Here is a 12,292-nt window from a genome sequence, read left to right as displayed (position 1 = left end):
GCTGTTTGAGCGAAGCGAGTTCATGTGGACCCCGCCGAACGCGAGCACTGCAGGGGAGTCGCGAAGCGACCTGCGCAGTAGGGTCGGCCGGCCCGTACCGCATGCCGCCCGCCGACGCGCCCCCGGCCACGGATGCATCAGACGCCCTAGCCACAGTGACCGGATCAAGCACCATGCGGCGCCTGCACATCAAAAGTCTCATCGCCGATCGCCCCCGCGGTCGCTGCACCGGGTCCTGCACGCGGCGCAACGAGATCCAACGCATGCGTCGCCAACTCGTGCGCATCGAGCAACACATGCCCACCTTCGACTCGACATGCAAACCTCGGCGTGCACCCTTCGTCGGGTTGCTTCGCGCATCCGTCCTCCAGCCCGATCGTCCAGTTGTGCAACGGACAAGCCACGCTGTTGCCGAACACGATCCCCTGCGACAGCGGCCCACCCTTGTGCGGGCAGCGGTCGAGCAAAGCGAACACCTCGTCCTGGCTGTTGCGGAACACCGCCACGGCCACGCCCACCGGACGCGCCACGCGGCGCGAACCGAGCACGGGAATTTCATCGACGCGGCAAATCTTTTTCCATTCAGTCATATGGCAATTCCTTGTTGCGCTGCGGATCGGATCAGGTGGTGACCTCGGCCACGGGCGTGAACTGGCGAACGTCCACGGACGCCTGCACCGATTCGAACCACGGATCGGGCTCGCCATCGAGAGCGAACTGCAGGCGCTCCCACAACGCCTTGCGCCCGGCAACGTCTTGCAGGATCTTCTTCTTCACGTAGTCCAGCCCCACTCGCGAGATGTAGTGCACCGTGCGCTCCAGGTACCAGCCTTCCTCGCGGTACAGCTGCAGAAACGCGCCTGCGTACTCCATCACTTCCTCGCTCGTCTTCAGCTTCACGAGGAACTGCGCCACCTCCGTCTTGATGCCGCCATTGCCGCCGACGTACACCTCCCACCCCGAGTCCACGCCGATCACACCCACATCCTTGATCCCGGCCTCGGCGCAGTTGCGCGGGCAGCCCGAGACGGCCAGCTTCACCTTGTGCGGCGAATACATCGCCCACAGCGCATGTTCCAGGTCCTTGCCCATCTGCGTCGAGTCCTGCGTGCCGAAGCGGCACCACTCGCTGCCCACGCAGGTCTTCACCGTGCGCAGCGACTTGCCATAGGCGAAGCCAGAAGGCATGCCGATGTCCTTCCACACATCCTGCAGGTCTTCCTTCTTCACGCCCAACAGGTCGATGCGCTGCCCGCCCGTGATCTTGACCGTCGGGATCTTGTACTTGTCCGCCGCGTCGGCAATGCGGCGCAGTTCGTCCGGCGTCGTGTGCCCGCCCCACATGCGAGGGATCACCGAATACGTCCCGTCCTTCTGGATGTTCGCGTGGCTGCGTTCGTTGATGAAGCGGCTCTGCGGATCGTCCTTCGCCTCCTTCGGCCAGGTGCTGATCAGGTAGTAATTGACGGCCGGGCGGCAGCTGGCGCAACCGTTCGGCGTGGTCCATCCCAGGCCCGCATACACGTCCGCATGCGTGAGGTACTTCTCCTTGCGGATTGCGTCGCGCACGTTCTGGTGGCTCGCGTCAGTGCAGCCGCACATGGCCTTCTTCTTCGGTGCGGCCGAATAGTCGCCGCCGGCCGTGAACATCAGGATCTGCTCGACCAATCCTGTGCAAGAGCCGCATGAAGCACTCGCCTTGGTGTGCTTCTTCACCTCGTCCAGCGTGAACAGGCCCTTGTCCTTGATCGCCTTGCAGATCGTTCCCTTGTTCACACCGTTGCAGCCGCAGACCTCGGCCTCATCGGGCATCGTCGCCGCGCTGTTGTGGCCTTCATGGCCGGTGTCGCCGATGTTCGACTCGCCGAACATCAGCTTCTCCCGGATGTCGTGCACGCTGCGGCCGTCGCGCAGCAGCTTGAAGTACCAGCTTCCATCCACCGTGTCGCCGTACAGGCAAGCGCCTACCAGCTTGTCGTCCTTGATCACCAGCTTCTTGTAGACCCCGCCGAAGGGGTCGCTCATCACGATCTCCTCGGTGCCTTCGCCGCCCATGAACTCGCCCGCGCTGAACAGGTCGATGCCCGTGACCTTGAGCTTGGTCGACGTCAGCGAACCTTGGTAGCGCCCGATTCCGAACTGCGCCAAATGATTCGCCGCGACCTTGGCCTGCTCGAACAACGGCGCCACCAGCCCATAGGCAATGCCGCGATGCGCCGCGCATTCGCCCACCGAGTAGATGCGCGCATCGGTCACCGTCTGCATCGTGTCGTTGACCACGATGCCGCGGTTGCAATGCAGGCGCATCGACTCGGCCAGTGTGGTGTTCGGGCGGATGCCCACCGCCATCACGACCAGGTCGGCCGCTACCTCGCTGCCGTCCTTGAAGCTGATCGCCTTCACGCGGCCATCGTCACCGCCGATCAAGGCCTGCGTCTGCGCACCGATCAGGAACTTCAAGCCACGGTCTTCCAGCGACTTCTGCAGCAGCTTGCCCGCCACGTTGTCGAGCTGGCGCTCCATCAGCCAGGGCATCACGTGCACCACCGTCACGCTCATGCCGCGCAGCATCAGGCCGTTGGCCGCTTCGAGGCCGAGCAGCCCGCCACCGATCACGACCGCATGCTTGTGCGTCCTGGCGGTCTCGATCATGTAGTCGGTGTCGGCGATGTCGCGGTAGGCGATCACGCCCTTCAGGTCCTTGCCCGGCACCGGCAGGATGAAGGGGTTGGAGCCGGTGCACAACAACAGCCGGTCGTACGCGGCTTCGACGATGCTGCCGTCGGCGCCCTCGGCACGCACGATGCGCTTGACCCGATCCACCTCGGTCACCATCTTGCCGGCGTGCAGCGTGATGTTGTTTTCCGCGTACCACTCCCAGCTGTTGAGCACGATCTCCTCGACGGTCTGCTCGCCGGCCAGCACGGGCGAGAGCAGGATGCGGTTGTAGTTCGGATGCGGCTCGGCGCCGAACACGGTGATGTCGTACATCTCGGGTGCGAGCTTGATGAGTTCCTCGACCGCCCGCACGCCGGCCATGCCGTTGCCTACCAGCACCAGTTTCATCTTTTTCATGACGCGAAGACCTTTCGTGGAATCAAGCAAACGTGTTGCGCATGCCGCGTATGGAGAATCGGGCCATGAGCTTTGAAGTGGATATCGGCTTCAGCAGCCAGCGCGGGCCGCGCGAGGCGAACGAGGATTTCGCCGGTGCGGTGCATGCGCCCCGCGGGGAAGAGGCGCGCGGCCTGATCGCCGCCATCTCCGACGGCGTGTCCACCGGCGGCGGCGGCCGCGAGGCGGCGCAGACCACGGTCATGGGGCTGCTGTCCGACTACTTCGCAACGCCCGACACCTGGGAACCGACCGTTGCGCTGGACCGCCTGATCAGTGCCCAGAACACCTGGCTGGCGTCGCAGAACCAGCGACGCCACGGCGCCGTGACCGGCCTCGCCACCCTGACGGCGCTGGCCCTGCACGGCCACCGCTACACGCTCGCGCATGTGGGCGACACGCGCGCCTGGCGTGTGCGGGCCGACGGTGCGCCCGCGGTGCCGCTGACGCACGACCATGCGCTGGACCATCCCGACCTCAAGGCGCAATTGACGCGCGCCGTCGGCCTGGACGACCAGGTGCGCGTCGACTACGAGCAGGGCGAAGTGCAGGTGGGCGACTGTTTCGTGCTGACCACCGACGGTGTCCATGGCGTGCTCAAGCCCGCCCAGATCGCCGAGCTGGCCCTTGCGGGCAGCGCGGGGCAGGCCAGCGATGCGATGGTGCAGGCCGCGCTCACCGCGGGCACCCGTGACAACGCGACGGCACTGGTGTTGCGCGTGGTCGGCCTCGATGCCCGGCAACTCGCCGATGAACTGTTCGATGGCCGCCGGCTGGCGCCGCCCCCCGCGCTGAAGGTGGGCGACAAGCTCGACGGCTACGTGATCACCGCGCGCGTGGCCGACACCGGCGTGCACCTGCTCTACCAGGCGCGCGATGCCGCCACCCGCGCATTGGTGGCGCTCAAGACGCTGCATCCCTCGCGCGCCAGCGATGTGCAGGAGCGCGCCATGCTGGCCCACGAGGCCTGGCTCGGCCTGCGTGTCAGCGCGCGCGGCGAGCCGGGCTTCGTGCGCGTGCACGAACGCGACCCCGGTGCGACCGCCCTCTACACCGTGTTCGACTGGCATGGCGGACGCACGCTGGAGCAGATGCGCAGCGCCAACTTGCTCACGCCGGTCGCCGACACCGTGGCCGCGGCCATCGAATGGACGCGTGCGCTCGGTCGCCTGCACCGGCACGGCGTGGTGCATCGCGACATCAAGCCCGGCAACCTGCACTGCGGCGACGATGGCCACTGGCGCATCCTCGACCTCGGCGTGGCGCTGTCCGGCCGCGAAGACCCGGCCGCGCGCGAACTGCATGCCGGCACGCCCAGCTACATCAATCCGGAACAGTGGGAGGGCGCGCCGGCCGATGCCGGCAGCGACCTGTTCGCGCTCGGCGTCACGCTGTACCAATGGCTCACCACCCGACTGCCCTACGGCGAAATCGAGCCCTATCAAGCGGCCCGCTACCGGCGCGACCCGGTGGCCTTGTCGCGCATCCGGCCCGACGTGCCGATGTGGCTCGACAACCTCGTGCGCAAGGCCGTGGCCCGCGATCCCCGGCAGCGCTTCGAAACGGCGGAGGAACTTTTGCTGGCGCTCGAACGTGGTGCGTCGCGCCCCATTGCCGCGCCGCCCGCCACGCCCCTGATCCAGCGCGACCGCGCCTTGCTCATGCGCATCGCGCTGGTCGTGTCGCTGCTGTTCAACGCGGTGCTGCTCGTGTGGCTGCTGTTCCTGCCGCGTTGAGGCAGCCCCGGCGGGGCGCGCCGTGTTCATGGACGGGCGGCCTTGCGGGCGGTGTTGAATGCCGGTGCGGCTGCATGCGGGGTCGTCCGTGCACGGCCGCCTTTTTCAGCCCAGGTGCGCGTCCACCGGATCTGCATCACACGCATCACGCCGAGCATGATCACCGACAGCATCGCGAAGAAGACGAAGCCCCAGAGATAGCTGCCCAGGTACTGCTTGGAAAGGCCCATGGCATTGGGCACCAGCCCGCCGCCGAGGGCGCCGATCTCGCCGATCATCGAGCCCGCGACTGCCGTGCTGGCCGGCCAGCGCAGCGGCACCAGTTGGAACAGCGCGCCATTGCCGGCGCCCAGCGCCGCGAAGCACACGATCAGCAGCAGCGTGGTCAACGCGAGCGACGAGGAGCTCAATCCGACCAGCGTCAGGCCGACGGCCACCACCACCAGCACCAGCGTCAGCGTGTTGACGCCGCCCCAGCGGTCCGAGATCCAGCCGCCCACGATGCGCACCGCGGCGCCCATGAACGCGGCCAGCATCGTGAGCTGGCCGGCCTGCACCTTGCTGACGCCGAACTGGTCGTAGTAGTAGGAGGGCAGGAAGGTCGTGAGGCCGATGAAGCCGCCGAAGGTCACGCCGTAGATCAGGCTGAACACCCAGCCGTCCTTCTCGAACAGGCAGGCCACGTGCTCGCGAAAGCTGGCGTGGCTGTCGACGTCCGGCGGTTCTTTCGCGAACACGACCATCACCACCATCGGGATCAGGATGGCGACGGCAGCCACGCCATACACGCTCTGCCATCCGAGCCACTGGGCCAGCGGCGGCGCCACCAGCACCGACACGGCCGTGCCCACGTTGCCCGCGCCCACCAGGCCCATGGCCAGGCCCTTGTGCTGCGGCGGAAACCAGCCCGAGCCCAGCGACAGCGCCACGCCGAAGCTCGCACCGGCAATGCCCAGCAGCACGCCCATGGCGATCAACTCGCTGAAGCTGTGCACGAAGAAGAAGCCGAACAGCATGGCCACCGCGATGAGGCCCATCTCGACCAGCGTGGCATTCTTGCGGCCGATGTATTGCGACAGGATGCCCAGCGGAAAACGCATCAGCGCGCCCGCGATGATGGGCACCGACAGCATCAGGCCCTTCTCGGCCGGCGTCAGGTTGAAGGTCTCGCCGATGAAGGGCGCCATCGCGCCGTTCAGCACCCAGATGCAGCACGAGAACGCGAAGTACAGGAAGGCGGAGAACAACGTGGGCGAATGGCCCGATTTCAGGAAGCTCTTGAAAGTCGACATGGCAAGAACCAATGCAAATGCGGCAACGCAGCCATGGCGGGGGCCGCATCGTCGTGGGGTTTACAGGGAGGTTGCCGGCGGCGGTGCCAGCGGACGGGTGTCATGCGCGCACTGCGCCATGAAGCCGCGGGAACCGCGGAGAATCACACCAATGCGGTGCTTCGTTACACCGCTTGCTTCCACCCATGCACAGACCGTGCCAGCTTGACCGACGCCACGCCCATCCGATGATTCGCCTGCACGTCGTCCTGCTTGATCCACCCGGTGCGCCCGCCTTGTCGGAAGCCGTGCGGGGCGCGCTGCAGGGGCCTGAAATAGACCTGGTCGTCCATGCCAGCCTGGCCGCAGCCGCTGCACATGAACTGGCAGGGCCGGGCGCGGAGCAGCTTCTGGTGTGCACCACGACGGCGAGCATCGATGCGAACGCGCTGGCGCCGCTCGCGATGCTGTCGGGCCTCCCGCGCTGGCCGGTGAGTGTGTTGAGCCGCCCACTCGATGCCTCGACCCACGCCGACCTGGTGAACGCCGGTGTCCATGCCTGGGGCGACATCGATTCGGTGGACGCGATCGGCCTGCTTGCATTGCTGGCCCGTGCGAACGCCCGCTGGCAACGCGAAAGCGCGCTGAAGTCGGAACTGGTCCAACTGCAGAAGCAGATGGACGAGCGCAAGTGGGTCGACAAGGCCAAGGGCCTGCTGATGATGGCGCGCGGCATGGGCGAGGACGAAGCCTTCGCGTTGCTGCGGCGCACGTCGATGCATGCCAACCTGCGCCTCGGCGAAGTCTCGCGCTCCGTCGTCGATGCGGCGCAATGGGCCGAGGCCATCAACCGGGCCGGTCAACTGCGGATGCAGGCGCAACGGCTCGGCCGGCTTGCCGCGCAAACGCTTGCGGGCGTCGACGTGCCGCGCAGCCGCACGCAGCGCAAGCAATCCTCCGAACGGGTTCAAGCCAACCTAGGCTACCTGGCCGGCCTCGATCTCGATGAAGCGGCGGCCGCGGAACTCGACCGTACGAAGGCCGCCTGGCAATCCTTGTCCGATGCGTGGACGCCGCGCGTGACCCGCGAGGCGATGACCGCGATCGATGCCGCTGCCGAAGTGCTGCTGGCGAGCGCCGAGGCGCTCACGCTGTCGCTTGAAAGCGCGAGCGGACGCAGGGCGCTGAAGATCATCAACCTGTGCGGGCGACAACGCATGCTGTCGGAGCGGCTGGCCAAGGAGGCGCTGCTTGCCTTGGCGCTTCCGGCCAGCAGCGCGCCGGCGCTGGCCTCGACGGCGGACGAGTTCGAGAAGGCCCTGCTGGAACTGGAGCGCGCGCCGCTGACCTCCCCCGAGATCCGCGAGGCGCTGGCGGGCGCCCGCGACGAGTGGCTGCGCTTCGCACGCGGCGTGCAGGGAATCAGGCAGCCTCGCGGCAGCGTGGCGGTCGTGCGCTCCGCCGAGGCGCTGGTGGACACGTTCGACCAGCTCGCCGCGCAGTACGAGCACAGTCTTCAGGTCATCATGTCTTGAGTCGACGTCGCAATCCAACGCATCACTGCGTTGGATCTCGAGCGCCGACGCGACGAACATGCCACCGGGCCGACGCCACTCTCTCCTGGCATGAGCGCGCCTGCGAGGTGTGGCTCCCCCGCAAAGGGCCTCGATGTGTCCGTAAAACGTCGGCTGGCAGGCGATTGGAAAGATTTCTTTTGCCCACATGCGGCACGTCTGGTGCAATGGCGCAGCTGCCCGACAGAGGTTGGCTGGGTTCCGGTGGGAGCAAAAGAAAGTGCCAGTCACGGTGCTTTGACCTCGGAGGAGCTTGCATGAAAAGGTCCATCGTTGCCCTTGCTACCCTTGCTACCCTTGCTGTTGCAGGTGCGGCTTCGGCTCAGTCGTCCGTGACCTTGTTCGGTGTGGTCGACGCGGCCGTCGCCTACATCCAGACGACGAGCTCATTCGTTGGCATACCCGGTACGCCAGGTCTCAACTTCATTGGCGCGCGCGACCTGAAGCAGAGCCAGTGGTCCATGACCAACTCGGGCTACCACGCGAGCCGCCTCGGCTTCCGTGGGACGGAAGACCTCGGCGGTGGCCTGGCTGTCGCCTTCTGGCTCGAAGCCGGCATCTCGAATGACGACGGTGCTGCCGGCCTTGCGTCCATCGAACGTCGTTCGACGGTGAGCTTGTTGAGCAACTACGGGGAGATCCGCCTGGGCCGCGACTTCGTGCCGACGTTCTGGAACGACACCGTGTTCGATCCGTTCGGCACCAATGGCGTTGGCGACAGCCTGATCTACCGGATGAACTCCGGTCCCCGCACCACCAATTTCGGTGCCTCGAACCGTGGCCTGTTCGGCAACAGCAACGCCGTTCGTGCGTCGAACAGCATCGGCTACTTCCTGCCGTCGCAGCTCGGTGGTTTCTACGGTCAGCTCATGTATGCGTTCAACGAGGCCGTCAAGTACGACCCGGGCAGCACAACCCCGGTGGCACCCAACAGCCAACGCACTGGCCGCTACGTCGGCGGCCGCTTCGGTTATGCCTTCGGCCCGCTGGATATTGCGGCCTCCTATGGCGAGAGCACCACCGGCGACAACTATCAACAGGGCATCACCACCAAGGTCGAGATTGCCAACCTGGGCGCGTCCTATGACTTCGGCGCCGTCAAGCTCTTCGGTGAGATTTCACGCACCCGGAACACGAACGACTATGTGATCCCGCCCCTCATCGGCACGGGCGACTTCAAGGGTGACGGCTATCTGCTCGGCGCCACCGTGCCGGTTGGCGTTGGCCTGATCCGCCTGGCCTACTCGCGCGTCAAGGTGAACTACACCTCACCGCCGACGGGTGTGGCTGCGGTCCTGAGCGCGGCGTCACCGGACCCATCGGCTGGCAAGTTCGCCGTCGGCTATGTGCATAACCTGTCGATGCGCACGGCGCTCTACGCGACGGCTGCCTACGTCAAGGAGAAGAACGGTGCTTCGTTCCTCATGTTCGGCGGCAATGCCGGGCCGCCGCCTGCCTTCTTCAACAACTACTTCACCACGGGTTCCGGTTACAAGGCCGATCACGTCATGGGCTACAACTTCGGCATCCGTCACGCTTTCTGATGCAGCGCTGGCGTTGTCGCTAGTGGCGGAAGTTGGCGTCCAGGAACTCGATCAGATCGAAGGTCACCGCTGCCTTCTGCGTGAGGTCGGTCCAGCCGGATCCGCCGCGCTTGATGCATGACTTGCGCATTTCCCCGATGAGCGCGGCCGTGTCGCTTTCGGCGAAAAACTTGCCGTTGTACGAGGATCGTCCATCCGGTTCCACCGCAACACTGCAATTCACGAAGGTCTCCATGAAGGGATCCCTGGTGACTCTCTGGACGTCAGGGTGGCCGTCGAAGCCGCTGGACGCACCCGGGTACACCTTGGCGTCGATGCGTCCGCCGGCGTTTGCGAAATCGCTCGCAAAATCCTTGCAGGGCTGGACCCCGGCGACGTCGTCCTTGGCGCCGATCGCGATGAACACCCTGGATGCGGGCTTGGGTGTCTTCGGACGGAAGATGCAACTCGCGCTGATCGCCATCGCCGCCGCGAAGCGTTCGCTTTCGTTCTGGACGAATGTCCGGTCAGCGACGAGGAGGGCGATCGTTCCACCCCGGCCCGTGCCCATGACTGCCATCCGATCCGCTGGATAGCCAGTGGAAACCAGATACCTTCGCGCCGCGAGCGCATCGCGCGCTTGCGCAAGGGTTCCCAATCTCGCATTGTCTGTCTGGGTCCCCGCAATGCCGCGCGGACCATAGGTGTCGATCGTGAGCACGGCGTACCCGGCCGAGCTCAAGGCCCTGGCGTACTGGCCCTCCCGAAAGTCGCTCCAGCCCGGCGCCGCATTGACGATGACCACGGCGCCCCGCGCCGCGGTCTCGGGCTTGTAGAGCACTGCATTGATGGAGAGATCGGGGGCATCCGTCTGAGGTGACATGAACGTCACATGCTTGCCCCCTTGGGGCTGCTCGTTGGTGGGTACCGTCACGCCAGGACGCGCGCCGATGGGTGGTGGAAGCTGCGGCTGGCCATGCAAAGTGGTTGTCAGAAGCACCGCCAGGAGCGCGACGGCGGTCGATTTCAGTGTTGTCGTGCTCGTCATTTGTCTCCCTCCGGCAGCCCCGCCGTGCGCAGAGCGCCGACCAACCTCTCACGCTGAGTCAGAAAGCCAGGGTTGGTCGACGGGTAGGTCAGGACCACATAGGAGACGGTGCTGAGCGGCAGCATCTGGCGGTGTCTCGCCATGTTGGCCGCGGCCTCGGCGTCGCGACCCCGCAGGACATCGATCGCTGCCATCATCAGGTAAGGCTTGCCGTTGTTGGGGAACTCGGCGGTCCAGTTCCTGAGGATCTCGTAGGCTTCATCGTCACGACCTTGCGAGAACGCAGCATCGGCAAGGCCCTGGAACAGTAGCTGCTGCCGACGCATCTGGTAGGGGCGCAGGTCTGTGACGCGTGCGAGATGGACGCGAGCATCCGCCAGTCGGCCCTGGTTGATCAGTCCGCTTGCCATGCGAACGTGTGCATTCTGGGAGTCCGGTGCGATTTCAAGTGCCTTGCGCCAGACCCTCAGGGCGTCTTCCGGCCGCTGCCGCAGGAAAAGGATGTCCGCCCAGGCGACCAGACTCTGCGGACTGTCCGGTGCCAGGTCCAGCGCTCGCCGAACGGCTTTTTCAGCCACATCGAGCTTTTCGCGCGGCGAATCGCTGCACAGGCAATAGAACTGCGCGAGATGCGCCAGGCCCAGGCCGGTGGATGCCGCCACCGAGTTCGAATCGGCATTCACGGCGAACTCGAATTGATTGCGCGCGCGTTCCAGTTCTTCCCGCGTGTTCGCTCGATCCAGATCCCGCCAAGCCAGGGCGAGTACGTCGACGGGATCCTTTTCATGACCCGGCAGCCTGGCTCGCACGGTCTCGATGTCGTAGAAGCGCGCGTTGAGCGCGCGCGCCACCGCACTTCCGTAGCCGGAGCGCATGGCTTCCTCCTCGCTCTTGAATTCGTCTTCATGCAACCTGAAGACGGCACCCGATGCGATCTCGGTGAGGTAGGCGTCGACCTGGATGCTGTCGGACTCGCGTCGGATGCGGCCGGCCAGTACGAAGCGCACATGCTGCTCCTGGCCGATGCGAACGAAGTCGGGCGCAGACGAGTCCTGGTGCATCGTCGCCGCACGCCCGATCACGCGCTGTCCGTCCCGAAGCAGGCGGGCGGCGACCGCGTCGGCCAGGTCATCGCCCAGCGTGGAACTTGACTTCGCCCCCTGCTTGTCGACGAAGGCGAGCACCGCGGTCGCGCGCCTGATCATGATCTCCTGGTCGATGTTCACGATCGATACGAGGCTCGCGGGCGGCGGTTTCGCGCCATCGGACCGGAAGCCTTGCGCGACCAGCAAGGCGCCCGCGACGATGCACGCACCAATCAGACCCGACAACCAGACCCGCCATCGCTTCAACGATGCGAATTTCCCTGGCCGGTTGGCATCGCTCCCGTGCCCGGCATCTTGGGTCGGGTCGGTCCTGCGTTCCTTGCCGTCCGCATTGACGGGAATGTCTCGCAGACGGACCAGGCGAAACGCACGGACGGGCTTGGCGATGTTCTTGACGCGCTGCTGGCCAATGTCCTCGAAGGCAGCGCCCAGGTGATCCGCACACGTATCCTGGATGGACTGGGACACGATCACGCCGCCCGGCTCCGCAATTGCCTGCAAGCGCGCGGCGATGTTCACGCCGTCGCCATAGACGGTGCCGTCCGCCTTTTCGATGACATCGCCCAGATGGATGCCGATTCGAAAGCGCAGCGAGAGGCCCGTCGAATCGTTGTGCGCCTGCGAGAGGCGGTGCTGGATGGCTGCTGCAGCGCGTACGGCGCCAATGGCCGTTTCAAAGACCAGGAGCACGGAATCGCCGGCCGTGTCGACAACCCGCCCGTCGCTTTCCTCGGCCTCCGTCCTGAAAACCTGTCGCGCAATGTCCAATGCGCTCAGTGTCGCGAGGTCGTCCACGGACATCCAGCGCGAGTAACTCGCGGCGTCCGCGGCCAGGATGGCCAGAAGTCGATGTCTGACGCCAGGGGACACCGCGACCTTTCGCTACGCAGCCTTGCGAATCGCTGCACGTTGTGCAAAGT

The 12,292-nt window shown here is 65.8% G+C and carries 8 protein-coding genes; 3 read left to right on the top strand and 5 right to left on the bottom strand.

Translation table 11 applies throughout. The annotated features are described in order from the left end of the window. Nucleotides 1-164 precede the first annotated feature (164 nt). Together nirD and nirB are read right to left on the bottom strand one after the other, a co-directional pair. Nucleotides 165-590 carry a nitrite reductase small subunit NirD gene (nirD, locus tag WKW82_RS06630; RefSeq protein ID WP_340341451.1) on the bottom strand — a complete coding sequence of 142 codons (426 nt, stop codon included), beginning with the start codon at nt 588-590 and terminating at the stop codon, nt 165-167. A gap of 31 nt (nt 591-621) precedes the next feature. Further along, the gene (nirB, locus tag WKW82_RS06625) at nt 622-3,075 is read right to left on the bottom strand and encodes a nitrite reductase large subunit NirB (protein WP_340341450.1); all 2,454 of its coding nucleotides are present in this window, start codon (nt 3,073-3,075) and stop codon (nt 622-624) included. 65 nt (nt 3,076-3,140) lie between these two features. Between nirB and WKW82_RS06620 the strand changes: the two genes are divergently transcribed. Next, nucleotides 3,141-4,850 carry a bifunctional protein-serine/threonine kinase/phosphatase gene (locus WKW82_RS06620; protein WP_340341449.1) on the top strand — a complete coding sequence of 570 codons (1,710 nt, stop codon included), beginning with the start codon at nt 3,141-3,143 and terminating at the stop codon, nt 4,848-4,850. Nucleotides 4,851-4,876: 26 nt separating this feature from the next. On the opposite strand, the gene WKW82_RS06615 is transcribed toward WKW82_RS06620, so the two are convergent. Beyond that, on the bottom strand, nt 4,877-6,142 hold the full coding sequence (locus WKW82_RS06615; RefSeq protein ID WP_340341448.1) for an MFS transporter: 1,266 nt from the start codon (nt 6,140-6,142) through the stop codon (nt 4,877-4,879). 227 nt (nt 6,143-6,369) lie between these two features. Here WKW82_RS06615 and WKW82_RS06610 point away from each other — a divergent pair, with 227 nt between their 5' ends. Together WKW82_RS06610 and WKW82_RS06605 are read left to right on the top strand one after the other, a co-directional pair. Then, entirely contained in the window at nt 6,370-7,656 is a 1,287-nt protein-coding gene (locus WKW82_RS06610; protein WP_340341447.1) for a type IV pili methyl-accepting chemotaxis transducer N-terminal domain-containing protein, read from the top strand. A 296-nt stretch (nt 7,657-7,952) separates the two neighbouring features. After that, on the top strand, nt 7,953-9,239 hold the full coding sequence (locus WKW82_RS06605) for a porin (RefSeq protein WP_340341446.1): 1,287 nt from the start codon (nt 7,953-7,955) through the stop codon (nt 9,237-9,239). Between the two features lie 19 nt (nt 9,240-9,258). Here WKW82_RS06605 and WKW82_RS06600 read toward each other — a convergent pair whose 3' ends face one another. Together WKW82_RS06600 and WKW82_RS06595 are read right to left on the bottom strand one after the other, a co-directional pair. Continuing rightward, nucleotides 9,259-10,266, bottom strand: a complete 1,008-nt coding sequence (locus tag WKW82_RS06600; RefSeq protein WP_340341445.1) for a dienelactone hydrolase family protein — start codon at nt 10,264-10,266, stop codon at nt 9,259-9,261. Further along, complete coding sequence (locus tag WKW82_RS06595) at nt 10,263-12,242, bottom strand: tetratricopeptide repeat protein (protein ID WP_340341444.1); 1,980 nt, start codon at nt 12,240-12,242, stop codon at nt 10,263-10,265. Before WKW82_RS06595 ends, WKW82_RS06600 begins: the two co-directional genes overlap by 4 nt. Nucleotides 12,243-12,292: the final 50 nt, after the last annotated feature.

Origin of the sequence: Variovorax rhizosphaerae (assembly GCF_037889975.1) — a bacterium.
GTDB classification, from domain to species: domain Bacteria; phylum Pseudomonadota; class Gammaproteobacteria; order Burkholderiales; family Burkholderiaceae_C; genus Variovorax; species Variovorax rhizosphaerae.
Note: the sequence above shows the minus strand (reverse complement) of the source record. Positions and strands in the feature narration are given on the sequence as shown.

Excerpts from the sequence above, each read along its gene's own strand:
- nirD (WP_340341451.1), bottom strand. The coding sequence starts at position 590 with ATGACTGAATGGAAAAAGATTTGCCGCGTCGATGAAATTCCCGTGCTC.
- nirB (WP_340341450.1), bottom strand. The coding sequence starts at position 3,075 with ATGAAAAAGATGAAACTGGTGCTGGTAGGCAACGGCATGGCCGGCGTG.
- WKW82_RS06620 (WP_340341449.1), top strand. The coding sequence starts at position 3,141 with ATGAGCTTTGAAGTGGATATCGGCTTCAGCAGCCAGCGCGGGCCGCGC.
- WKW82_RS06615 (WP_340341448.1), bottom strand. The coding sequence starts at position 6,142 with ATGTCGACTTTCAAGAGCTTCCTGAAATCGGGCCATTCGCCCACGTTG.
- WKW82_RS06610 (WP_340341447.1), top strand. The coding sequence starts at position 6,370 with ATGATTCGCCTGCACGTCGTCCTGCTTGATCCACCCGGTGCGCCCGCC.
- WKW82_RS06605 (WP_340341446.1), top strand. The coding sequence starts at position 7,953 with ATGAAAAGGTCCATCGTTGCCCTTGCTACCCTTGCTACCCTTGCTGTT.
- WKW82_RS06600 (WP_340341445.1), bottom strand. The coding sequence starts at position 10,266 with ATGACGAGCACGACAACACTGAAATCGACCGCCGTCGCGCTCCTGGCG.